The organism is Pseudomonas sp. ADAK18 (genome assembly GCF_012935695.1).
Classification (GTDB): Bacteria; Pseudomonadota; Gammaproteobacteria; order Pseudomonadales; family Pseudomonadaceae; genus Aquipseudomonas.
In genome coordinates, this window is the sequence record NZ_CP052859.1 from 989,063 (window position 1) to 1,013,540 (window position 24,478).

Consider the following 24,478-nt stretch of genomic DNA (forward strand, 5'->3'; position numbering starts at 1 on the left):
TTAACGACAGGAAGCCTGAACCATGGCAGGAAGCAGTTTGCTGGTGCTGATCGACGATATTGCGGCGGTGCTGGATGACGTCGCGCTGATGACCAAAATGGCCGCCAAGAAAACCGCCGGCGTGCTCGGCGACGACTTGGCGCTCAATGCACAGCAAGTCTCCGGCGTGCGCGCCGAACGGGAAATTCCCGTGGTCTGGGCGGTAGCGAAAGGCTCGTTCCTCAACAAGCTGATCCTGGTGCCCGCCGCCTTGCTGATCAGTGCCTTCGCCCCTTGGGCGGTGACGCCGTTGCTGATGCTGGGTGGCGCGTACTTGTGTTTCGAGGGCTTCGAAAAGCTGGCGCACAAATTCCTTCACAGCAAGGCCGAAGACCAGGCCGGGCATGCCCAGTTGGTCGAGGCTGTGGCGGACCCGGCGACGGACTTGGTGGCCTTTGAGAAGGACAAGATCAAGGGCGCGATCCGTACCGACTTCATTCTCTCGGCAGAAATCATCGCCATCACCCTGGGCACCGTGGCCGATGCGCCGTTGATGCAACAGGTGATCGTGCTGTCGGGCATCGCGATTGTCATGACCATCGGCGTCTATGGATTGGTGGCCGGTATCGTCAAGCTGGACGACTTGGGCTTGTGGTTGACACAGAAGCCTGGGCAGATGGCACGCAGCATCGGCGGCGGAATTTTGCGGGCAGCCCCGTACATGATGAAAAGCCTGTCGGTGATTGGGACGGCGGCGATGTTCCTAGTGGGCGGTGGAATTCTGACCCACGGTGTGCCGGCGGCGCATCACTGGATCGAGACCGTGAGTCAAAGCGCTGGTGGCCTGGCGTGGTTGCTGCCGAGCTTGCTCAATGCAGTAGCGGGGATAGTCGCCGGAGCAGTGGTGTTGGCGGTGGTATTACTGTTCAGCAAAGTGTGGCGCACAGTCAAAGGCTAGGATTGGCATTCAGCGGGAATATAGATACGATGCTAATCATTAGCTTGCTATCTATGTGTTCGTTGAATGAAAACGCTCACCTTTCAACTCCCCGATTTCTGGCAAGCCGTCCTCGCACCCTCGCGTAGCGATCTGTTGTTTGCCCTGCGCAACATCATCGCCGGCGGGGTCGCGTTGTATCTGGCCTTCTGCTTCGACCTGGAGCAGCCACAATGGGCCTTGACCACCGTGTTTATCGTCGGCCAGTCCACCAGCGGCATGGTGCTGGCCAAGGGTGCCTATCGGCTGGTGGGCACTTTGGTGGGGGCCGTGGCATCTGTCGCCATGGTCGCGGTCTTCGGTCAGGCGCCGTTGTTGTTCCTGTTGTGCATGGCGCTGTGGCTGGCGTTCTGCACCACCGGCGCCTCATTGCTGCGCAATCACACTTCTTATGGTTTTGTGCTGGCGGGTTATACCGCCGCAATCATTGCGCTGCCCGCCACCTCGGCGCCGTTGACGGTATTCGATCAGGCGTCTGCCCGTTGTCTGGAGATCGGCCTGGGGCTCGTCTGTGCCTCAGTGGCGAGCACGGTGTTGTGGCCGCGGCATGTAGAGCAGGCTCTGGCCGCACAAGGCCGGGCCGCTTGGCTGGCGGGAATGCGTGCGGCGGCTTCGGAGCTGTTGGGCACTGATCAACGTAAAGGTTTATTGGAGGCCTTGGGCCGGCTCGTGGCGGTGGACACCCAGCGCGATCACGCCTGGTTCGAAGGCCCCAAGGGGCGCCGTCGCTCCCAGGCGTTGCGGGTGCTTAGCCGCGACTTGCTCAGTTTGCTGCGCGCGGCGCGCGGGGTGGCGCGGCAACGGTTGATGCTCAATGAGACGGCACGGGTTCTGCCGTTGGTGGAAGAGGTGGCCGCCACCTTGCAACAAGAGCGACACCAGGATCTGCCTGACCTGGCTCTTCGCCTTGGCTTGGCGCTGGAGGATCCGGCGCTGAGTCAGGAGGCGCACTTTTGCCTGATGCAATTGGCGCAGGTGCTGCGTTTGATCGATCAAGGCGCCTTGACGTTGGTGGCCGTTGAGCAGGGCAGGGTGCCACCGGGTGCGCCGGGCGCAATGTCCTGGCACCGAGATATTGAACAGGGCCTGCTTGGCGGCTTGCGCAGTGCCTTGGCGTTTCTGGCTGTTGCAGCCTTCTGGATTTTTACCGCCTGGCCATCGGGGCTGGGCGCAGTGTCGATTTGCGGGGTGGTCCTGAGCCTGTTTGCTGCGCGGGAAGACCCCTCGGCGTCCAGCCTGAACTTCTTCAAAGGCATCGCTTTGTCGGTCCCGGTGGCGGCTGTTGTGCACTTTGGCCTGCTGCCCGGTTTTGATGCCTTCCCGTTGCTGTGCCTGGGGCTGGGTGTACCGCTGTTTTTCGCCTCGCTGTGTATGAGCCGCGTCAAACTGGCGGCTACGGCTTCGGCGTTCTGCATCTTCTTCGTCAACAACGTCGGGCCCAGCAACCTGATGACCTATGACTTCGCGGCCTTTCTCAATAAGGCCATCGCGACGCTGGTAGGGGTCGGTATTGCGGTGGTGGTGTTCCGTCTGATCCAGCTTAATCCGGGCGAGCACCACTATCGGCGGATGTTCAAGGCGTCACTGTTTGACCTGGCGCAACTGACCGTGCGCCCGCTGGAGCAGGCCGAAAGCTGGTTTGGCGGGCGCATGGCAGACCGCTTGATTCGCCTGTCGCGCTACAGTGAAACCCTGCCGGCCGAGCGTCGCAGCCATTGGGATAATGGGTTGCTGGGGTTGGATCTGGGGGATGAGTTGCTGGAGTTGCGGGCGTGCCTGGCGAACAGTCAGGGCACGTTGGCGGTTGCGCGTGATCGCTATTTGCGGGGATTGGCGGTTGCCCTCAAGCGCGGCGGACCGACTTTGGCGAGCGTATCCGTGATGGATGGGCCGAGCGTGGCGTTGCTCAAGGCACTTGAGCAGCCTTCCATGTTGCCAGAGCAGGAGAGGGAGATGGCAAGGGCGGCGATCCTGCAATTGCAGTTCACCTGGCAGAAGTGGTGTCGACGGGGAACTGATTTGAACCCCGACTTGTAGGCGCCGGTAAGCCAGCGCCTACAAGGGGATGGTTACTCGGCAATCTGCAACTTGCGCGACTCGGTATACACGTACCGCACTTTTTCATACTCAAACGGCGAGTTCATCTGGCCATAGCGGAAGCTGGTCTGGTAGCGCTTGTCGACGGCGCGCAGGGCCCAGATTTCCGGGTGGTTTTCGCTGACCTTGGACACGTTGAGGAAGTTGATCTGGGATTCGGCTGTGTAGTCGACGGCCAGGCCGGCGGTGTCCCGCAGGTTGGAAGGGCCGAAGATCGGCAGTACCAGGTAGGCGCCGCCCGGCACGCCGTAGAAGCCCAGCGTCTGACCGAAGTCTTCGCTCTGGCGCGGCAGGCCCATGGCGGTGGCCGGGTCCCACAGGCCGGCGATGCCGATGGTGGTGTTGAGCAGCAGGCGCCCGGTGGTTTCCAGGGAGCGGTGGCCCTTGAGTTGCAGCAGGCTGTTCACCAGGTTGGGTACATCGCCCAGGTTGTTGAAGAAGTTGCTCACGCCGGTGCGCAGGAAGCTCGGGGTCACATAGCGGTAACCGTCGACCACCGGCAGGAAGACCCATTGGTCAAACCGATAGTTGAAGTGATAAACCCGACGGTTCCACGACTCCAGCGGGTCGTAGATGGTGAGGGCGGTGAGGGTCGAGCGCTCGAATTCACGCTGGTCCAGGCCCGGGTTGAACTTGAGTTTGCTGAGTGGTTCCTTGAATCCGTCGGCATCTGCCACCGTCGGCGTATGGGCCTTGCTGTTGTCGGCATTGGCCGCGCCCGCGCAGAGTAACGCAGCGATAAGCAGGAGATATTTAGCCACGGAAGAACTCCAGCATGGCGTCGGCGTTGACGCGGTAGTTGAGGTTGCCGCAATGGCCGCCCAGGGGGTAGACGGTCAAGCGATCGCCGAAGGTTTTGCGCAGGAAACCGAGGTCGCCAGGGCCGAGGATTACGTCGTCGGCGTTGTGCATGACCGCGATTTTCGGGCTGTCGTGCAGATAGTCCTTGAGGGCATAGAGGCTGACCTGATCGATCAACTGCAACAGGCTGCCACCGTCGGAGCGGGCGCGCCACATCGGGATCACTTGTTCGGTGAGGTAGCAGTCGAAGTCACATTGCAGCGCACGTTTGAGGAACGGCGTGAGGCTGGTGCCTTCGGTGATCGGGTATTTCGGTGGGGTGATCAGGCCGCGGCGATTGATCAGGTCCGAGGTGAAGGCAATGTCGGCCGCCGAGAAGCGGAACGAGGTGCCGATCAGCATGGCCATCTGTTCGTTGGTCAGGTGTTCCTTGGAGTTCTGGAAGTCGTAGAGCAGGGCATCGTTAAGGTCGATGTAGCCCTTTTGCTGGAAGTAGCGGGTCAGTTTGTTCAGCACCAGTTCATAGAAAGTGGTGCTGTTGTTGATGCCCTTGACCTCGGTTTGCACCAGCTTGTCGAGATTGGTGATCGACGTATAGAGGTTGACCGGCGGGTTGAGCAGCAGCACTTTCTTGAAGTTGAAACTGCGCCGGGTTTCGTCCAGTTTGCTGACGAAGGCCGCGTCGAGTGCGCCAAGGCTGTAGCCTGTCAGATAGAAATCGGTCACCGGCAGCGTCGCGTTTTGTGCGCGCACGGCTTGCATTACGCGGTACATGTCCTCGGCATCTTCTGAGGTCACGCCCGGAGTGGCGAAGCGGGAGGCGGCGCTGATGAAGTCGAAGCTGGTGGGCGACGACAGCTGTACCACATGGTAGCCGGCCTTGTAGTAGAGCTTTTTCAGGTACTCGTTGATGGTGCTGTCAAAGCGTGCGCCGGTGCCGGAGATCAGAAAGATCAGCGGTGCGGCGCGGTCCTGCTTGGCGATGCGGTAGGTGAGTTTCTTCACCGCCCAGAAGTTGTCCGGCAGGCTGAACTGGCGCTCTGGGCGCATTGTCAGGCTGTAGTCGGACTGATTGATCTCGTCATCGCTCGGCAGTTCAGGCCGAAGATTCGGTGGGGTGGTGGCGATGGTCGCTTCAAACGGATTGGTCAAAGGGTAGCCATAGCTGGCTTGGTCGACGTCGACCGCCAGTGCTGACGCACTCAAAAAAAGGCCGCCCAGCAGGGCCGCACAGCGCAAGGAACGGAGCATGACTAAATCCCTAAGAGGAAAACGTGCTGAATGAAGTTCGCAGGCTATGACCACCGCGTTGCATCCGAAGTGCCAGCTCTCGGCACGAAAAGTCGGAAATAACCGCGGGAATCGGGGTAATAGTAGCTAGACGATACACTTTGGCACGCATTGATGAACAGTTATCTGCGTACAAGCCTTGCCAACGGCCACCGGGGGATTAAGCTGGGCGCCGTTTTCGCCTATCGGAGTGCCCCATGTCCCGCCGTTTGCCGTTGATCCTGCTGCTCATTGCCTTACCGTTGTGGCTGGCCGCCAGTTATGGCGCGCGTTACGGCTTTATGGAGGATGGCCAGTGGGTTGGTCTCTGTGCTGACGAGGCCAGCCGTTGGGAATGCCAGGTGCGCTCGAACCTGGGGTTGATGATTCACTTCAAAGTGATGGGCTGGGCGGCTTTGGTGACGTCGGTGCTGGCGTTTTTTGTGCCGGGTCGGGCAGGGTGGGCGTTGGCAGTGTTGGGGCTGGTGTTCGGGTTTCCGGCGTTGGCGTTGTACAACACCACGTTTGCGGTGTTTGCCGTAGTGATTTCCGGGCTGCGGTTGGTCAGAAAGCCGCCTGCTACCGAGTAACCTGTGGCGAGGGGGCCTGTTGTGGCGAGGGGGCTTGCCCCCGTTGGGCTGCGCAGCAGCCCTAAAATCTACACCTCGGTACTATCTGAAGAAATGCGGCGTTCTTATTGGGGCTGCTTCGCAGCCCAACGGGGGCAAGCCCCCTCGCCACAACAAACCACCTGCCACAAAAGCATTATTTGCGTACCCGCAAGCACCGCCACAACGCCACCACCATCAACACACTCACCAACGCCCAACTCAGCGCCTGCTGGTTCATCAAGCCTTCGCGGTACAGCTGCGGCGCAATGCCGGCACCGATGATGAAGGTCAGCAAGGCGATCTCACGACGAGGACCGGTCACCGGGCGTACCAGGTACACCAGCGCCGGCAGCAACAGTGCTGCGCTTGGAAAGCTGCGATAACGCGGATCAAACACCAGCGCAAGCATCATCACCGCGCCGGCAAATCCGGCCACAGCTACCAGCCAGCCGGCGCGTTGCTCAAGCCAGTTGAAACTGCGTTCGCGCCAGCCTTCTCGGGCACTCAGCGCCAGGGCGGCATGCGCCAGCACCAAAAGGTTCAAGACCACCAGTAATCCGGCCCAGACCCATTCGTCAGTAAAACGCGCCGTCACGCGGGTCAATTCGGCCCAGGTGCCCATCGAGCAGGCTGCAACCGCGCCAAGCAATGGCAAGAGCAGGGCGGCACGGGTGCTGCGAACACGACCGCCGAGCAGCAGCGTGCCCAGCAGGATAATCCCGCCAACCCCCAGCCATGTCGTCCAGAACGGCACATTCGTCACAGGCCCTGCCAGCACGCCCTTGTCCTGGCGATCGGCATCAAACAAGCCCCAGTAACCACCAACGGCACCTTCACTGGCACGCTTCCACGGTTGGTCGAAGGCTTCGATCAGGTTGTAGTGCCAGCCGTTCTGTTCGGCCATTTCCACAAAACCACGGATGAACTTGGCTTCGTTGACGCGACTCGGCACGGCAGTTTCGCGCTGGCGGCCTTCGCTCGGCCAGCCGGTCTCACCGATCATGATGTCTTTGGGGGCGAATTGGTTACCAAAGGTCTGGCGAATGTCACCCACATGCTTGAGGGCCTGGTCGATCCCGGCGGGGTCATCTTCCCAATACGGCAGCAGATGAATGGTCAGGAAGTCCACTGCAGGGGCGATTTCAGGGTGTTGCAACCAGAACTCCCAGACATCGGCATAGGTGACGGGCTGCTTGATATGGCTTTTGACCTGATGGATCAGTTTCACCAACTGCGTGGCGGTGATTTCCTTGCGCAGCAGGGTTTCGTTGCCGACGATTACCGAGGTCACTACGTCGGGGTTGGCGTTGGCCGAGGCGATCAACGCGTCGACTTCCTTGGCTGTGTCCACCGGGTTGCTGTTGACCCAGGCGCCGATCATCAGCTTCAAACCGTGCTTGCGCGCCAGGTCCGGCAGGGCTTCGAGGCCGGTCATGGAATAGGTGCGAATGCATTCAAAACGGGTGGACAGCAAGGCCAGGTCGGCATCCATGCGCTCGGGGCGCAGTTTGAACGGCTGGTCGAAGGGCGATTGATCCTTGTCGAAGGGCGTGTAGGACGCGCATTGCAGCTTGTGCGTGGCGCTGGCCACATCGGGCAGCACCACCGGCTGGCCGAGGCCATACCAGTAGCCGCCGAGGGCAAACAGGCTGAGGATCAGGGCGAATAAATAGGGCAGCACAGGGAAGCGGGCAGTCGCGGGCATGGTCAGGCCGTCTGGGGGAGCAAAGCCGCGCATCTTACCTGTATTTGGTACCTGCCAGTGGGGCCGCATAATTTTGACATGCAAAGTTCGGGCGGAATTGGCACAAGAGCGCCTACAAAGGTTATGGATGGCGATGTGATGTCGTTTCTTGCTTACCTGAGGTCGTAGTCAGAGCAGGTCCGCTCCGGCAGCAGGTTGATGATCGAAGTGTCAGCACTCCACTGATGTCGCCAAAGCATGATCGATGCGCGTGAAGGGGGCGCGGTGCACCATATAACAATAGGTTGACGTCGCTCGGCATCCGTCGGGCGCAGCACTTTCGGGGAAGCACTATGAAGATGCGACGACTCTTGGGCGCAGCTGCCACTTTGGTAGTTGCGATGGGCTCCACACTGGCCAGCGCCGACAGCAAAACCCTGAGCATCGGCTATGTGGATGGCTGGTCGGACAGTGTCGCCACCACCCACGTGGCGGCAGAAGTGATCAAGGAAAAGCTCGGCTATGACGTCAAGCTGCAAGCCGTTGCTACCGGGATCATGTGGCAGGGCGTGGCCACCGGTAAGCTCGACGCGATGCTCTCGGCCTGGCTGCCGGTGACTCACGGTGAGTATTGGGCCAAGAACAAGGACAAGGTGGTCGACTACGGCCCTAACTTCAAGGACGCCAAGATCGGCCTGATCGTGCCGGAGTACGTCAAGGCCAAGTCCATTGAAGACCTCAAGACTGACACCACCTTCAAGAACAAGATCGTCGGTATCGACGCCGGTTCAGGTGTGATGCTCAAGACTGACGAAGCCATCAAGGCCTATGGCCTGGACTACAAGCTACAAGCCAGTTCGGGCGCTGCGATGATCGCCGAGCTGACCCGCGCCGAAGACAAACAGGAGTCCATTGCGGTCACCGGTTGGGTGCCACACTGGATGTTCGCCAAGTGGAAACTGCGTTTCCTTGACGATCCAAAAGGGATTTATGGTGCTGCTGAAACCGTCAACAGCATCGGCAGCAAAGGCCTGGAGAAGAAGGCGCCGGAAGTGGCGGCTTTCCTGAAGAAATTCCAGTGGGCCTCCAAGGACGAAATCGGCGAAGTCATGTTGGCGATCCAGGAAGGTGCCAAGCCTGACGCGGCGGCCAAGGATTGGGTGGCCAAGCATCCAGAGCGTGTTGCCGAATGGACCGCTAAATAACCTGAGAAGCCTCTAAATCGCACCTTACAGGCCCGTCTGGCGTTTTCGTCAGGCGGGCTTTGTCGTTTCTGGGTTAAAGGCTGTCAATTTAATCAGTTCAGCGGTGGCGTGTTCCGGTATCTCGTTCTAATACTAAGGTCGTCTGGAACCTGTTCCGCAGCCGCATACAGTGGATACGTTCCAATAATAAAAAGCTGTGCTGCGAGGATAAAAACAATGAACGACAGCATTTACCTCAAGATTCAAGACAGCCCGCGTTTCAAGGAGCTGGTGAGTAAAAGGGAAAGATTCGCCTGGATTCTCTCGGCGATCATGCTTGGGCTGTACTCCGGATTCATCCTTCTGATTGCCTATGGGCCACAAATACTGGGGGCCAAACTGAGCCCCGGTTCGTCCATTACCTGGGGAATCCCGATCGGGGTCGGGCTGATTGTTTCAGCCTTTATCCTTACCGCTATCTATGTGCGACGTGCCAACGGCGAATTTGACGACCTGAACAATGCGATTCTCAAGGAGGCTGCGCAATGATCCGTCGTCTATTGGCAGTATTCGGCATCATGGCCTTTGCTCCCGCCGTTTGGGCGGCTGACGCATTGACCGGCGAAGTACATAAACAACCGCTGAACATCGCAGCGATCCTGATGTTCGTCGCCTTCGTCGGCGCCACCTTGTGCATTACCTACTGGGCCTCCAAGCGCAACAAATCGGCGGCCGACTACTATGCGGCCGGCGGCAAGATCACTGGTTTCCAGAACGGTTTGGCGATTGCCGGTGACTACATGTCGGCGGCGTCCTTCCTGGGGATTTCCGCGCTGGTGTTCACCTCTGGCTATGACGGCCTGATCTACTCGATCGGCTTCCTGGTGGGCTGGCCGATCATTCTGTTCCTGATCGCCGAGCGCCTGCGTAACCTGGGCAAATATACGTTTGCCGACGTGGCGTCCTATCGCCTTGGGCAAACCCAGATCCGCAGCCTGTCGGCGTGTGGTTCGCTGGTGGTGGTGGCGTTCTACCTGATCGCGCAGATGGTAGGGGCGGGCAAGCTGATCCAGCTGCTGTTCGGCCTGGATTACCATGTTGCGGTGATCCTGGTGGGTATCCTGATGTGCCTCTATGTGTTGTTCGGCGGCATGCTGGCGACCACCTGGGTGCAGATCATCAAGGCAGTACTGCTGCTGTCGGGTGCCTCGTTCATGGCGCTGATGGTGATGAAGCACGTCAACTTTGACTTCAACATGCTGTTTGCCGAGGCGATCAAGGTTCACCCTAAAGGTGAGGCGATCATGAGCCCGGGCGGCCTGGTGAAAGATCCGATTTCGGCGTTTTCCCTTGGTCTGGCACTGATGTTCGGTACCGCCGGCCTGCCACACATCCTGATGCGCTTCTTCACCGTGAGTGATGCGAAAGAAGCCCGCAAGAGCGTGCTGTATGCCACAGGCTTCATCGGTTACTTCTACATCCTGACCTTCATCATCGGCTTCGGCGCGATTCTACTGGTGAGCACCAACCCGGCGTTCAAGGACGCTGCAGGTGCCTTGCTGGGCGGTAACAACATGGCGGCGGTGCACCTGGCCAACGCGGTGGGTGGCAGTATCTTCCTGGGCTTCATCTCGGCCGTGGCGTTTGCCACCATCCTCGCGGTGGTTGCCGGCTTGACCCTGGCCGGTGCTTCGGCGGTGTCCCATGACCTGTACGCCAGCGTGATTAAGAAGGGCAAGGCCAACGAGAAGGATGAGATTCGCGTCTCGAAGATCACCACCATCGCCCTGGCGGTGCTGGCCATTGGTCTGGGTATCCTGTTCGAAAGCCAGAACATCGCGTTCATGGTCGGCCTGGCGTTCTCCATTGCCGCCAGCTGTAACTTCCCGGTGCTGCTGCTTTCCATGTACTGGAAAAATCTCACCACCCGCGGTGCAATGATTGGTGGCTGGTTGGGCTTGATCAGTGCCGTTGGCCTGATGATCCTGGGTCCAACCATCTGGGTATCGATCCTGCATCATGAGAAAGCCATCTTCCCTTATGAGTACCCGGCGCTGTTCTCGATGATCATTGCGTTCGTCGGTATCTGGTTCTTCTCCATCACCGACAAGTCGGCGGCGGCAGAGAAGGAGCGTGCGCTGTACTTCCCGCAGTTTGTGCGTTCGCAGACTGGTTTGGGGGCGAGCGGGGCGGTTTCTCACTAAGGTTGTATCGAGGTAGCTACCTATAGAAATGCCCCGGTCGAGAGACCGGGGCATTTTTTATGGCTGATTAGCTGCCGGGTGAGTTTCTGTGGCGAGGGGGCTTGTCCCCCGTTGGAGTGCGTAGCGCTCCCAGGATTTTGGGGCCGCTGCGCAGCCCAACGGGGGACAAGCCCCCTCGCCACAAATGCTCCTGGGCACAAACAAATACGGCCTCCATATAGGAGGCCGTACTCAATGCAATCAAGCAGCTAACTGCTTACTTGCGATCTTCCAGCTTGGTAATGTCACGCGACTCGTAGCCGGTGTACAGCTGGCGCGGGCGGCCAATCTTGTACGGGCTGGAGAGCATTTCTTTCCAGTGGGAGATCCAGCCCACGGTCCGCGCTAGGGCGAAGATCACGGTGAACATGCTGGTTGGAATGCCGATCGCCTTGAGGATGATCCCCGAGTAGAAGTCGACGTTCGGGTACAGCGAGCGTTCGATGAAGTACGGGTCAGTCAGGGCGATCTCTTCCAGGCGCATGGCCAGTTCGAGTTGCGGATCGTTCTTGATGCCCAGTTCTTTCAACACTTCGTCGCAGGTCTTCTTCATCACGGTGGCGCGCGGGTCGCGGTTCTTGTAGACCCGGTGACCGAAGCCCATCAACTTGAACGGATCGTTCTTGTCCTTGGCCTTGGCGATGAATTTGTCGATGTTGGACACATCGCCGATTTCATCGAGCATGGTCAATACGGCTTCGTTCGCACCGCCGTGGGCAGGGCCCCACAGTGCGGCGATACCGGCGGCGATACAGGCGAACGGGTTGGCACCCGAAGAGCCTGCCAGGCGTACGGTAGATGTCGAGGCGTTCTGTTCGTGGTCGGCGTGGAGGATGAAGATCTTGTCCATCGCTGCGGCCAGCACCGGGCTGATCGGTTTGATCTCGCACGGGGTGTTGAACATCATGTGCAGGAAGTTTTCCGCGTACGTCAGGTCGTTGCGCGGGTACATCATGGGTTGACCCATGGAGTACTTGTAAACCATTGCGGCCAGGGTCGGCATCTTGGCAACCAGGCGGATCGCGGAAATTTCGCGATGCTGCGGGTTATTGATGTCCAGGGAGTCGTGATAGAAGGCCGACAGGGCGCCGACCACGCCGCACATGACGGCCATCGGGTGGGCGTCGCGACGGAAGCCGTTGAAGAAGGTCTTCAACTGCTCGTGCACCATGGTGTGGTTCTTCACGGTGCTGACAAACAGGGCTTTCTGCTCGGCTGTTGGCAATTCGCCATTAAGCAGCAGGTAGCAGGTTTCCAGGTAGTCCGACTTCTCGGCCAGTTGCTCAATCGGGTAGCCGCGATGCAGCAAAATGCCGTTATCGCCGTCGATATAGGTAATCTTCGACTCGCAAGAGGCGGTCGACATGAAGCCTGGGTCGAATGTGAAACGGCCCGTGGCCGTCAGGCCCCGTACGTCAATAACATCGGGACCAACGGTGCCGGTTAAAATGGGCAGCTCGACGGGGGCTGCGCCCTCGATGATCAACTGCGCTTTTTTGTCAGCCATGTGGCCTCCTATTTATGCTTCAAATCATCAGACAGACCCCCCACGCAGGGCCCGCACCACTATAGTGAGATAAATTCAGATGTCAATTTGCCTAAAGTCTTGCTCCAGAAGGCTTTAACCGTACTTTTTCCTCGAAATTGCCTGCCATTTACGCCTTTTATCCCGCCAGCGCAATCAGCTATTAGGGTGAGGAGCGCGCGTTGTCATTAGTTGCCTAACTGTCTATACTCGGCCACCGACCGCCAAGGGCTTTTGGGCTTGCTTTCATTGGGGGTCGCACTCCCTGGGTGGTGCTTACCTGACCAGTGCACTCCCCAACAACTTTGCCCTGATTGTTAGGGGCTCTTCAGTGTGAAAAAAAGCCGTGAATAGCCAACGACCTGTAAACCTAGACCTAAGGACCATCAAACTCCCCATCACCGGCGTAACGTCATTCCTGCACCGTGTTTCCGGCATCATCCTGTTTCTTGGCCTGGGCATCATGCTTTATGCATTGAGCAAATCCCTGGGTTCGGAAGAAGGGTACGCCGAGGTGAAGGCATGTCTGACCAGTCCGCTGGCCAAGTTCGTGGCGTGGGGCCTCCTGTCCGCTCTGCTGTATCACCTGGTGGCCGGTATTCGCCACTTGATCATGGACATGGGTATCGGTGAGACGCTGGAAGGCGGCAAGCTGGGCTCGAAAATCGTCATCGCCATTTCCGTGGTGTTGATCGTTCTGGCGGGAGTTTGGATATGGTAACCAGCGTTACGAACCTGTCGCGTTCGGGCCTCTATGACTGGATGGCGCAACGTGTGTCTGCGGTTGTTCTCGCGGCTTATTTCATTTTCCTGATCGGGTACCTCGCTGCGAACCCTGGCATTGGCTACGCCCAATGGCATGGCCTGTTCGCTCACAACGGGATGCGTATCTTCAGTCTGCTGGCCCTTGTAGCCCTGGGCGCTCACGCCTGGGTTGGCATGTGGACCATCGCGACCGACTACCTGACGCCGATGGCGCTGGGCAAGTCCGCGACTGCAGTACGTTTTCTCTTCCAGGCAGTATGCGGCGTCGCGATGTTCGCTTACTTCGTCTGGGGTGTGCAGATTCTTTGGGGTATCTGATTCATGGCTAACACAGTTAATACGCTTTCATTCGACGCCATCATCATTGGCGGCGGCGGTGCCGGCATGCGCGCTGCGCTGCAACTGGCCCAGGGCGGTCACAAGACTGCCGTGATCACCAAGGTGTTCCCGACCCGTTCCCACACCGTTTCGGCCCAGGGTGGCATCACTTGCGCCATCGCCTCCGCCGATCCAAACGATGACTGGCGCTGGCACATGTACGATACCGTCAAGGGTTCCGACTATATCGGTGACCAGGACGCTATCGAATACATGTGCTCCGTAGGCCCGGAAGCGGTCTTCGAGCTGGAACACATGGGTCTGCCGTTCTCCCGTACCGAACAGGGCCGTATCTACCAGCGTCCGTTCGGCGGTCAGTCGAAAGACTTCGGTAAGGGTGGCCAGGCCGCTCGTACCTGCGCCGCAGCCGACCGTACCGGTCACGCGCTGCTGCACACCCTGTACCAGGCCAACCTCAAGGCCGGTACCGTATTCCTCAACGAATACTACGGTGTTGACTTGGTCAAGAACGAAGACGGCGCCTTTGTCGGCATGATCGTCATCTGTATCGAAACCGGCGAAACCTCCTATGTACGTGCCAACGCCACTGTATTGGCGACCGGCGGTGCAGGCCGTATCTACTCGTCCACCACCAACGCCCTGATCAACACCGGTGACGGTATCGGCATGGCCCTGCGTGCAGGCGTTCCGGTACAAGACATCGAAATGTGGCAGTTCCACCCGACCGGTATCGCCGGCGCCGGTGTGCTGGTTACCGAAGGTTGCCGTGGTGAAGGTGGTTACCTGATCAACAAGAACGGCGAGCGTTTCATGGAGCGTTATGCTCCGAACGCCAAAGACCTTGCCGGTCGTGACGTTGTAGCCCGTTCCATGGTTAAAGAGATCATCGCCGGTAACGGCTGTGGTCCTGATGGCGACCACGTGATGCTGAAGCTCGATCACCTTGGTGAAGAAGTGCTGCATAGCCGTCTGCCAGGCATCATGGAGCTGTCCAAGACATTTGCTCACGTTGACCCAGCTGTTGCGCCGATTCCGGTTGTTCCAACTTGCCACTATATGATGGGCGGCGTTGCCACCAATATTCATGGCCAGGCGATCACCCAGGACGCCGAAGGCGTTGACCAGATCATCCCAGGTCTGTTCGCAGTAGGTGAAGTGGCGTGCGTATCGGTTCACGGTGCCAACCGTCTGGGCGGCAACTCGCTGCTCGACCTGGTGGTATTCGGTCGTGCCGCCGGCCTGTTCCTGGAACAGACCTTGAAGGAAGGCGTTGATTACGCCCGTCCACGCCAGTCCGACATCGACGCTGCCCTGGCGCGTCTGGATGGCCTGAACTCGCGTACCGACGGCGAAGACGTCGCTTCCCTGCGCAAAGAACTGCAAAGCTGCATGCAGAACTACTTCGGTGTGTTCCGTACCGGCGAATACATGCAGAAAGGTATTGCCCAACTGGCTGACCTGCGTAAGCGCATTGCCAACGTCAAGATCAACGATAAGAGCCAGGCGTTCAACACCGCTCGTATCGAAGCCCTTGAGCTGCAAAACCTGCTGGAAGTGGCTGAAGCAACTGCCATCGCCGCAGAAGTTCGCAAAGAGTCCCGCGGCGCTCACGCCCGTGAAGACTTCGAAGAGCGCGACGACGTCAACTGGCTGTGCCACACCCTGTACTTCCCTGGTGACAAGCGCGTGGCCAAGCGTGCCGTGAACTTCTCGCCAAAAACAGTCCCGACCTTTGAACCAATGATTCGGACTTATTAAGGGTGGCCGATATGTTGAAAGTCAGTGTTTATCGCTACAACCCTGATCAGGACGCCGCGCCGTTCATGCAGGAATTCCAGGTCAATACCGGTGGTAAAGACCTGATGGTCCTGGACGTACTGGCCCTGGTCAAAGAGCAGGACGAAGGTTTCTCCTATCGTCGCTCTTGCCGTGAAGGTGTCTGCGGTTCCGACGGCATGAACATCAACGGCAAAAACGGCCTGGCGTGCATCACGCCGCTGTCCGCCGTGGTCAAGGGCAACAAGCTGATCGTTCGTCCACTGCCAGGTTTGCCGGTTATCCGTGACCTGGTCGTCGATATGAGCATCTTCTACAAGCAATACGAGAAGGTTAAGCCATTCCTGCAGAACGACACGCCGGCTCCGGCCATCGAACGTCTGCAGACCCCGGAAGAACGCGAAAAGCTCGACGGTCTGTACGAGTGCATCCTGTGCGCTTGTTGCTCGACTTCCTGCCCATCGTTCTGGTGGAACCCGGACAAATTCCTGGGTCCAGCTGCCCTGCTGCAAGCGTACCGCTTCCTGGCAGACAGCCGTGACACCAAGACGGCCGAGCGTCTGGCTTCACTGGATGACCCGTTCAGCGTATTCCGCTGCCGTGGGATCATGAACTGCGTCAACGTATGTCCTAAAGGCCTGAACCCGACTAAGGCCATTGGTCACGTACGTAGCATGCTGCTGCAAAGCGGCGTGTAACTGACGTTGTAGCAAAGCAGAACCGTTGTGCCCGTAGATGCTGCGGCGCAGGCTTCAACCGGCGCCGTAGTTTTAACCTGAGCAGCGACTTACAAAGCGCGGCTCTTATTTTGAAGAAATGAGACAAGCAGGGGCATCCGGGTTGGTACCCGGACTATCAGCGTGATCCTAAGTGGCTTGTTTTGGTCGCTGCACTCGGACTTTGCAAGCAGACTCGGTGTCTTCGCCGGTGGTGTCCCCTAACCGAGGGTGACCAAGCATGCAAGAAAGCGTGATGCAGCGCATGTGGAACAGCGGCTATCTTTCAGGTGGTAACGCTGCCTATGTGGAAGAGCTTTATGAGCTCTACCTGCACGACCCTAACGCTGTGCCAGAAGAATGGCGCACCAAATTTCAGACGTTGCCCGCTGACGGCAACGCTGCCACCGATGTATCGCACGCTACAATTCGCGATCAGTTCGTGCTGCTGGCAAAGAACCAGCGCCGCGCCCAACCGGTTTCCGCCGCAAGCGTGAGCAGTGAGCACGAGAAGAAGCAAGTTGAAGTATTGCGACTGATCCAGGCCTACCGTATGCGTGGCCACCAGGCAGCCCAGCTTGACCCGCTGGGGCTGTGGCAGCGTCCTGCACCTGCAGACCTGTCGATCAATCATTACGGCTTGACCAATGCCGATCTTGATACGACCTTCCGTGCCGGCGACCTGTTCATCGGCAAAGAGGAAGCGAGCCTACGCGAAATTCACGAAGTGTTGCAGCAGACATATTGCCGCACCATCGGCGCTGAATTTACGCATATCACCGATTCCGAGCAGCGCCACTGGTTCCAGCATCGTCTGGAAGGCGTGCGTGGCCGTCCGGTATTGTCTGCCGATGTGCGCAGCCACTTGCTCGAGCGCGTGACCGCAGCGGAAGGCCTGGAAAAATACCTGGGTACCAAATACCCAGGCACCAAGCGTTTCGGCCTGGAAGGCGGCGAGAGTCTGATTCCGATGCTCGACGAGCTGATCCAGCGTTCCGGCTCCTACGGTACCAAGGAAATCGTCATCGGCATGGCCCACCGCGGTCGTCTGAACGTACTGGTCAACACCTTCGGTAAAAACCCGCGCGACCTGTTCGACGAGTTCGAAGGCAAGAAGAAGGTCGAACTGGGTTCCGGTGACGTTAAATATCACCAGGGCTTCTCGTCCAACGTCATGACTGTAGGCGGCGAAGTCCACCTGGCCATGGCGTTCAACCCGTCCCACCTGGAAATCGTTTCTCCAGTGGTCGAGGGTTCGGTGCGTGCCCGTCAGGATCGTCGTAACGATCTGACCGGTGAAAAAGTGCTGCCGATTTCCATCCACGGTGACGCGGCATTTGCCGGTCAAGGCGTGGTCATGGAAACCTTCCAGATGTCGCAGACTCGCGGCTTCAAGACCGGCGGTACGGTTCACATCGTCATCAACAACCAGGTTGGCTTCACCATCAGCAACCCGGAAGACTCGCGTTCGACCGAGTACGCCACCGACGTCGCTAAAATGATCCAGGCGCCGATCCTCCATGTGAATGGTGATGATCCGGAAGCCGTATTGTTCGTGACTCAGTTGGCTATCGACTACCGCATGCAGTTCAAGCGTGACGTCGTGATCGACCTGGTCTGCTACCGTCGCCGCGGCCACAACGAAGCGGACGAGCCGAGCGGCACCCAGCCGTTGATGTACCAGCAGATCACCAAGCAGCGCACCACCCGTGAGCTGTACGCTGAAAGCCTGATCAAGTCCGGTGTAGTGGACGAGGCACGCGTTCAAGCGAAGATCGACGAGTACCGCAACGCGCTGGACAACGGTCTGCACGTAGTGAAAAGCCTGGTCAAGGAACCGAACAAAGAGCTGTTCGTTGACTGGCGTCCGTACCTGGGCCACGCCTGGACTGCGCGCCACGACACCACCTTTGATCTGAAGACCTTGCAGGAACTGTCTGCCAAACTGCTGGAAATTCCAGATGGTTTCGTGGTGCAGCGCCAGGTTGCGAAGATCTACGAAGACCGTCAGAAAATGCAAGCCGGCGGCCTGCCGATCAACTGGGGTTATGCCGAAACCATGGCATACGCGACCCTGGCGTTCGAAGGTCACCCGATCCGCATGACCGGCCAGGATATTGGCCGTGGTACGTTCTCGCACCGTCACGCGGTATTGCACAACCAGAAAGACGCGGGCACCTACATCCCGTTGCAACACCTGTACAAGGGCCAGCCACGTTTCGACCTGTACGATTCGTTCCTGTCCGAAGAAGCCGTATTGGCGTTCGAATACGGTTACTCGACCACCACGCCTGAGGCGCTGGTGATCTGGGAAGCCCAGTTCGGCGACTTCGCCAACGGTGCGCAGGTGGTTATCGACCAATTCATCACCAGCGGTGAGCACAAGTGGGGCCGTCTGTGCGGTCTGACCATGTTGCTGCCTCACGGTTATGAAGGTCAGGGGCCGGAGCACTCCTCGGCCCGTCTGGAGCGTTACCTGCAGCTGTGCGCCGAGCACAACATTCAGGTGTGCGTGCCGACTACCCCGGCCCAGATCTACCACTTGCTGCGTCGCCAGGTGATTCGTCCCCTGCGCAAGCCACTGGTAGTCCTGACTCCGAAATCGCTGTTGCGTCACAAATTGGCCATCTCGACCCTGGAAGATCTGGCTGAAGGTTCGTTCCAGACCGTTATTCCGGAAATCGATGCGCTTGACCCGAAAAAGGTCACCCGTCTCGTGCTGTGTAGCGGCAAGGTCTACTACGACCTGCTGGAAAAACGCCGTGCCGAAGGTCGTGACGACATCGCCATCGTGCGTCTTGAGCAGCTGTACCCATTCCCTGAGGACGACTTGATTGAAGTCCTGGCTCCTTATTCCAACCTCAAACACATCGTTTGGTGTCAGGAAGAGCCAATGAACCAGGGTGCCTGGTACTGCAGCCAGCATCACATGCGCCGCATCGTGGGTGGTCACAACAAGTCTCTCGTACTTGAGTACGCGGGCCGTGACGCCTCTGCTGCACCTGCTTGTGGTTATGCATCGATGCACGCCGAACAGCAGGAAAAACTGCTGAAAGATGCTTTCACTGTTTAACGCCTTCGCGCTGACTGAAACCGAATTTTAAGGACCTACAGACAATGGCTATCGAAATCAAAGCCCCCTCATTCCCGGAATCGGTTGCCGATGGCACCGTTGCTACCTGGCACAAGAAACCAGGCGAGGCCGTCAAGCGTGACGACCTGATCGTCGACATCGAGACCGACAAAGTCGTACTCGAAGTGTTGGCCGAAGCCGATGGCGTGCTGGGCGCAATCGTTGCTGAAGAGGGCGCTACCGTCCTGTCCAACCAGGTACTGGGCTCGATCGAAGAGGGCGGTGCTGCTGCCGCCGCTCCAGCCGCCGCCGCTGCACCGGCTGCTGCTTCTGCTCCAGCCGCCGCTCCGGCTGCTGCTGACGAAGATGCTATCGCCGCGCCTGCTGCTCGCAAGCTGGCCGAAGAAAACGGTATCAACCTGGCTTCCGTCAAAGGCACCGGCAAAGACGGCCGTGTGACCAAGGAAGACGTGGTTGCTGCTGTTGAAGCCAAGAAAGCCGCTCCGGCTGCCGCACCTGCCAAGGCTGCTGCACCAGCTGCCGCTGCTCCTGTGTTCGCTGTTGGCGACCGCACCGAGAAGCGCGTACCGATGACCCGCGTTCGCGCCACCGTGGCCAAGCGCCTGGTTGAAGCACAGTCGAACATGGCGATGCTGACCACTTTCAACGAAGTCGACATGACCGAAGTCATGGCCCTGCGTTCGAAGTACAAGGACCTGTTCGAGAAGTCCCACAACGGCGTACGCCTGGGCTTCATGTCGTTCTTCGTGAAAGCGGCCACCGAAGCGCTGAAACGCTTCCCGGCAGTCAACGCTTCCATCGACGGCAGCGACATCGTGTACCACGGCTACGCAGACGTCGGCGTTGCCGTGTCCAGCGACCGTGGCCTGGTGGTACCGGTTCTGCGTAACGCCGAACTGATGAGCCTGGCTGAAATCGAAGGCGGCATTGCCAACTTCGGCAAGAAAGCCCGTGACGGTAAGCTGACCATCGACGAGATGACCGGTGGTACCTTCACTATCACCAACGGTGGTACTTTCGGTTCGATGATGTCGACCCCGATCGTCAACCCGCCACAAGCCGCGATCCTGGGCATGCACAACATTCTGCAGCGTCCTATGGCGATCAACGGTCAAGTGGTCATCCGTCCGATGATGTATCTGGCGCTGTCCTACGATCACCGCCTGATCGATGGTAAAGAAGCCGTGACTTTCCTGGTGACCATCAAGAACCTGCTGGAAGACCCGGCTCGTCTGCTGCTGGATATCTGATAAAGCAGCCGTGAGCTGCAAGTTTCAAGCTGCAAGCAATTGCAGCCTGGCTTGCGGCTTGTGGCTTGAAGCTTTTTGCTAAAGAGGATTTTTTTTCATGTCGCAGAAATTTGACGTTGTAGTGATTGGTGCAGGCCCTGGCGGCTACGTTGCCGCCATCAAGGCTGCACAACTGGGCCTCTCGACTGCTTGCATCGAAAAATACACTGACAAGGAAGGCAAACTGGCGTTGGGCGGTACTTGCCTGAACGTTGGCTGCATTCCTTCCAAGGCGCTGCTGGACAGCTCCTGGAAATTCCACGAAGCCCAGGACGGTTTTGCCATCCACGGCATCAACCACGCTGGCGTGACCATGGACGTGCCAGCAATGGTCGGCCGCAAAGCCAACATCGTCAAAGGTCTGACCTCCGGCGTTGCCACCCTGTTCAAGGCCAACGGCGTCACTTCCCTGCAAGGTCACGGCAAACTGCTGGCAGGCAAGAAAGTTGAAATCACCAAGCCTGACGGTTCGGTAGAAATCATCGAAGCCGAGAACGTGATCCTGGCTCCAGGTTCGCGTCCAATCGACATTCCACCTGCTCCTGTGGACAACAACGTTATCGTTGATTCCACCGGTGCCCTTGAATTCCAATCGGTTCCAAAACGTCTAGGCGTGATCGGCGCTGGCGTGATCGGTCTGGAACTGGGTTCGGTGTGGTCCCGTCTGGGCGCTCAAGTGACTGTTTTGGAAGCCCTGGACACGTTCCTGCTGGCTGCCGACACCGCTGTGTCCAAAGAAGCGCTGAAAACCCTGACCAAACAAGGTCTGGACATCAAGCTGGGCGCTCGCGTAACCGGTTCCAAGGTCAACGGCGAAGAAGTAGTCGTGACCTACACCGACAAGGATGGCGAACAAACCATCACTTTCGACAAGCTGATCGTAGCCGTTGGTCGCCGTCCAGTGACCACTGATCTGTTGGCTTCCGACAGCGGCGTGAACCTCGACGAGCGCGGTTTCGTGCATGTTGACGATCACTGCGCTACCACCGTGCCAGGCGTCTACGCCATCGGTGACGTGGTTCGCGGCATGATGCTGGCGCACAAGGCTTCCGAAGAAGGCATCATGGTTGTCGAGCGCATCAAGGGTCACAAGACCCAGATGAACTACGACCTGATTCCATCGGTTATCTACACCCACCCGGAAATTGCATGGGTCGGCAAGAACGAACAGCAGTTGAAAGCTGAAGGCGTTGAAGTTAACGTCGGCACCTTCCCGTTTGCCGCTTCTGGCCGTGCCATGGCAGCCAACGACACCGGTGGTTTTGTCAAAGTCATCGCTGATGCCAAGACTGACCGCGTATTGGGCGTCCACGTGATTGGCCCAGGCGCTGCAGAGCTGGTTCAGCAGGGCGCAATCGGTATGGAATTCGGCACCAGTGCCGAGGACATCGGCATGATGGTCTTCTCCCATCCGACTCTGTCCGAAGCGCTGCACGAAGCCGCGTTGGCAGTGAATGGCCATGCCATCCACATCGCCAACAAGAAAAAGCGCTAAGCGAGATAATAAGAAACCACGGCGGTTGCCCGTCGTGAGCCTTGTGCGCAAGACTCACCGCGGAATATCCGCTGGACGCAGTCTTGCGCAGTTTCACCGCCCTGGGCCCAGGCCTTTGGTGGTTTGACTGTGCAAGCAGCAGTCACAGGTGGCGCGGCACTCAATAAAGAGCGCAGCGCCGAATGCGCAGTACCTAACGAAGACGGTAATAAGCATGAATCTTCACGAGTATCAGGGTAAGCAGCTGTTCGCTGAATACGGCCTGCCAGTATCCAAGGGTTACGCAGTAGACACCCCGGAAGCAGCAGCAGAAGCCTGCGACAAAATCGGCGGCACCGAGTGGGTTGTCAAAGCCCAGGTCCACGCTGGTGGTCGCGGTAAAGCGGGCGGCGTTAAGCTGGTTCGCAGCAAAGAAGACGCCAAGGCCTTCGCACAGCAGTGGCTGGGCAAGCGTCTGGTGACTTACCAGACTGATGCCAATGGCCAGCCAGTCACCAAGATCCTGGTTGAATCGTGCACTGATATCGCTAAAGAGCTGTACCTGGGCGCTGTCGTTGACCGTTCGAGCCGTCGCATCGTGTTCATGGCTTCCACCGAAGGTGGCGTGGACATCGAGAAGATCGCTCACGAAACCCCTGAGAAAATTCTCAAAGCTACTATCGATCCACTGGTTGGCGCTCAGCCATTCCAGGGTCGCGAGTTGGCATTCCAGTTGGGCCTGGAAGGCAAGCAAGTTACTCAGTTCGCCAAGATCTTCGTAGGCCTGGCCAAACTGTTCAAGGATCACGATCTGGCCCTGCTGGAAGTGAACCCGCTGGTGATCAAGGCTGATGGCGATCTGCATTGCCTCGATGCCAAGATCAACATCGACGCCAACGCCATGTACCGTCAGCCTAAGCTGAAGACTTTCCACGATCCGTCGCAAGACGATCCGCGCGAAGCGCACGCTGCCAAGTTCGAACTGAACTACGTAGCCCTGGAAGGTAATATCGGTTGCATGGTCAACGGTGCTGGCCTGGCCATGGGTACCATGGACATCGTCAACCTGCATGGCGGCAAACCAGCCAACTTCCTCGACGTGGGCGGCGGTGCTACCAAAGAACGCGTTACCGAAGCGTTCAAGATCATCCTGTCCGACTCCAACGTCGCTGCAGTATTGGTCAACATCTTCGGCGGCATCGTTCGTTGCGACATGATTGCCGAAGGCATCATCGGTGCAGTGAAAGAAGTCGGCGTTAAAATCCCGGTTGTTGTTCGCCTTGAAGGCAACAACGCTGAGCTGGGCGCTAAAGTACTGGCAGAAAGCGGTTTGAACATCATCGCTGCTACCAGCCTGACCGACGCTGCTCAACAAGTTGTCAAAGCTGCGGAGGGCAAATAATGAGCGTCCTGATCAATAAAGACACCAAAGTTATCTGCCAGGGTATTACCGGTTCGCAAGGTAGTTTCCACACCCAGCAAGCCATCGAATACGGCACCAAGATGGTCGGTGGCGTTACTCCTGGTAAAGGCGGCACCGAGCACCTGGGTCTGCCAGTGTTCAACACCGTGAAAGAAGCAGTAGAAACCACTGGCGCTACCGCCAGCGTGATCTACGTTCCTGCTCCTTTCTGCAAGGACTCGATCCTGGAAGCGGCATTCGGCGGCATCAAGCTGATCGTGTGCATCACCGAAGGCATTCCTACCCTGGATATGCTGGACGCCAAGGTCAAGTGCGACGAACTGGGTGTGGTCCTGATCGGCCCTAACTGCCCAGGCGTGATCACTCCAGGTGAATGCAAGATCGGCATCATGCCAGGTCACATTCACTTGCCAGGTAAAGTCGGTATTGTTTCCCGTTCCGGCACCCTGACCTACGAAGCTGTTAAGCAAACTACTGACGCCGGTTTCGGTCAGTCGACTTGCGTCGGCATCGGCGGTGACCCGATCCCAGGCTCGAACTTCATCGACATCCTGAAATTGTTCCAGGAAGACCCGAAGACCGAAGCGATCGTGATGATCGGTGAGATCGGCGGTTCGGCTGAAGAAGAAGCGGCTGCCTACATCAAGGCACACGTGACCAAGCCGGTTGTTTCCTACATCGCTGGTGTGACTGCCCCTGCTGGCAAGCGCATGGGCCATGCTGGCGCAATCATCTCTGGCGGCAAAGGCACTGCAGACGAGAAGTTTGCTGCCCTGGAAGACGCAGGTGTTAAAACCGTGCGTTCGCTGGCAGACATCGGCAAGGCTTTGTCCGAGCTGACCGGTTGGGCTGTCAAGTAAGCCTCGCGCTTAGCTGACGCTTCACCCACACAAAGGCCACCTTCGGGTGGCCTTTGTGCATTCTGGGGTTACTCAAATATTTGACCTGGTGAAGATCAAAATGTGGGAGCGGGCTCAGCTCCCACATTCGATTGCATTCCACTATTTAAGTATGAAAACGCGACATATAAATGTCGCTTATCGGACAGTTCGCCCTGCAACAGTGCGTTTGTCAGGCAAATTCGTTAGGCTACCCGCCTCTTTATGCGTCCACAGCCCACAAGGTCGTGGCGCGCTAGACCGGTCAGTCCCCATCCGGCCTGACAGTATTTCCCTCATCCATAGGGAAGCCCTCTCTAAATTCCGATTCAGT

19 protein-coding genes are annotated in these 24,478 nt (G+C 58.3%); 15 read left to right on the top strand and 4 right to left on the bottom strand.

Annotated features, from left to right (window positions below; all coding sequences use genetic code 11):
* Positions 1-22: 22 nt before the first annotated feature.
* Positions 23-937: a DUF808 domain-containing protein gene (locus HKK55_RS04590; RefSeq protein ID WP_169353564.1), complete on the top strand. Its 915-nt coding sequence runs from the start codon at positions 23-25 to the stop codon at positions 935-937.
* Between the two features lie 66 nt (positions 938-1,003).
* Positions 1,004-3,013, top strand: coding sequence for an FUSC family protein (locus HKK55_RS04595; RefSeq protein WP_169353565.1), 2,010 nt, complete (start codon positions 1,004-1,006; stop codon positions 3,011-3,013).
* 32 nt (positions 3,014-3,045) lie between these two features.
* Here the strand turns inward: HKK55_RS04595 and HKK55_RS04600 are convergent, their stop codons facing one another.
* Together HKK55_RS04600 and HKK55_RS04605 are read right to left on the bottom strand one after the other, a co-directional pair.
* Positions 3,046-3,834, bottom strand: coding sequence for a VacJ family lipoprotein (locus HKK55_RS04600; protein ID WP_169353566.1), 789 nt, complete (start codon positions 3,832-3,834; stop codon positions 3,046-3,048).
* Positions 3,827-5,125: a serine/threonine protein kinase gene (locus HKK55_RS04605; protein WP_169353567.1), complete on the bottom strand. Its 1,299-nt coding sequence runs from the start codon at positions 5,123-5,125 to the stop codon at positions 3,827-3,829. The genes HKK55_RS04600 and HKK55_RS04605 overlap by 8 nt, the downstream gene beginning before the upstream one ends.
* Before the next feature lie 236 nt (positions 5,126-5,361).
* On the opposite strand from HKK55_RS04605, the gene HKK55_RS04610 reads away from it, so the two are divergent.
* Positions 5,362-5,733, top strand: a complete 372-nt coding sequence (locus tag HKK55_RS04610; protein WP_169353568.1) for a hypothetical protein — start codon at positions 5,362-5,364, stop codon at positions 5,731-5,733.
* Between the two features lie 175 nt (positions 5,734-5,908).
* On the opposite strand, the gene HKK55_RS04615 is transcribed toward HKK55_RS04610, so the two are convergent.
* Entirely contained in the window at positions 5,909-7,459 is a 1,551-nt protein-coding gene (locus tag HKK55_RS04615) for a glycosyl hydrolase family 17 protein (RefSeq protein ID WP_169353569.1), read from the bottom strand.
* A 332-nt stretch (positions 7,460-7,791) separates the two neighbouring features.
* On the opposite strand from HKK55_RS04615, the gene HKK55_RS04620 reads away from it, so the two are divergent.
* The 3 genes from HKK55_RS04620 (at position 7,792) to HKK55_RS04630 (ending at position 10,826) form a co-directional block, all read left to right on the top strand.
* Positions 7,792-8,643, top strand: a complete 852-nt coding sequence (locus tag HKK55_RS04620) for a glycine betaine ABC transporter substrate-binding protein (protein ID WP_155583238.1) — start codon at positions 7,792-7,794, stop codon at positions 8,641-8,643.
* A gap of 216 nt (positions 8,644-8,859) precedes the next feature.
* A complete protein-coding gene (locus HKK55_RS04625; protein ID WP_155583237.1) occupies positions 8,860-9,171 on the top strand; it encodes a DUF485 domain-containing protein in 312 nt (103 codons plus the stop codon).
* Positions 9,168-10,826, top strand: coding sequence for a cation acetate symporter (locus HKK55_RS04630; RefSeq protein WP_169353570.1), 1,659 nt, complete (start codon positions 9,168-9,170; stop codon positions 10,824-10,826). The genes HKK55_RS04625 and HKK55_RS04630 overlap by 4 nt, the downstream gene beginning before the upstream one ends.
* 256 nt (positions 10,827-11,082) lie before the next feature.
* Here the strand turns inward: HKK55_RS04630 and gltA are convergent, their stop codons facing one another.
* Positions 11,083-12,372 (bottom strand): citrate synthase, encoded by a 1,290-nt coding sequence (gltA, locus tag HKK55_RS04635; RefSeq protein ID WP_169353571.1) that lies wholly within the window; start codon positions 12,370-12,372, stop codon positions 11,083-11,085.
* Positions 12,373-12,736: 364 nt separating this feature from the next.
* On the opposite strand from gltA, the gene sdhC reads away from it, so the two are divergent.
* The 9 genes from sdhC to sucD all read left to right on the top strand — a co-directional run bounded on the left by sdhC (position 12,737) and on the right by sucD (position 24,126).
* Positions 12,737-13,111 (top strand): succinate dehydrogenase, cytochrome b556 subunit, encoded by a 375-nt coding sequence (sdhC, locus tag HKK55_RS04640; protein WP_008433998.1) that lies wholly within the window; start codon positions 12,737-12,739, stop codon positions 13,109-13,111.
* Complete coding sequence (gene sdhD / locus HKK55_RS04645) at positions 13,105-13,473, top strand: succinate dehydrogenase, hydrophobic membrane anchor protein (RefSeq protein WP_003210573.1); 369 nt, start codon at positions 13,105-13,107, stop codon at positions 13,471-13,473. The genes sdhC and sdhD overlap by 7 nt, the downstream gene beginning before the upstream one ends.
* 3 nt (positions 13,474-13,476) lie before the next feature.
* Positions 13,477-15,252 carry a succinate dehydrogenase flavoprotein subunit gene (gene sdhA, locus HKK55_RS04650; RefSeq protein ID WP_155583235.1) on the top strand — a complete coding sequence of 592 codons (1,776 nt, stop codon included), beginning with the start codon at positions 13,477-13,479 and terminating at the stop codon, positions 15,250-15,252.
* A gap of 11 nt (positions 15,253-15,263) precedes the next feature.
* Positions 15,264-15,968 (top strand): succinate dehydrogenase iron-sulfur subunit, encoded by a 705-nt coding sequence (locus HKK55_RS04655; RefSeq protein WP_155583234.1) that lies wholly within the window; start codon positions 15,264-15,266, stop codon positions 15,966-15,968.
* Positions 15,969-16,227: 259 nt separating this feature from the next.
* Positions 16,228-19,059 carry a 2-oxoglutarate dehydrogenase E1 component gene (locus tag HKK55_RS04660; RefSeq protein ID WP_169353572.1) on the top strand — a complete coding sequence of 944 codons (2,832 nt, stop codon included), beginning with the start codon at positions 16,228-16,230 and terminating at the stop codon, positions 19,057-19,059.
* 44 nt (positions 19,060-19,103) lie between these two features.
* On the top strand, positions 19,104-20,330 hold the full coding sequence (gene odhB / locus HKK55_RS04665) for a 2-oxoglutarate dehydrogenase complex dihydrolipoyllysine-residue succinyltransferase (protein ID WP_155583232.1): 1,227 nt from the start codon (positions 19,104-19,106) through the stop codon (positions 20,328-20,330).
* A 97-nt stretch (positions 20,331-20,427) separates the two neighbouring features.
* Positions 20,428-21,864 carry a dihydrolipoyl dehydrogenase gene (lpdA, locus tag HKK55_RS04670; RefSeq protein WP_169353573.1) on the top strand — a complete coding sequence of 479 codons (1,437 nt, stop codon included), beginning with the start codon at positions 20,428-20,430 and terminating at the stop codon, positions 21,862-21,864.
* Positions 21,865-22,078: 214 nt separating this feature from the next.
* Entirely contained in the window at positions 22,079-23,245 is a 1,167-nt protein-coding gene (gene sucC / locus HKK55_RS04675; RefSeq protein ID WP_094950711.1) for an ADP-forming succinate--CoA ligase subunit beta, read from the top strand.
* Positions 23,245-24,126: a succinate--CoA ligase subunit alpha gene (sucD, locus tag HKK55_RS04680; RefSeq protein WP_048729999.1), complete on the top strand. Its 882-nt coding sequence runs from the start codon at positions 23,245-23,247 to the stop codon at positions 24,124-24,126. The genes sucC and sucD overlap by 1 nt, the downstream gene beginning before the upstream one ends.
* Positions 24,127-24,478: the final 352 nt, after the last annotated feature.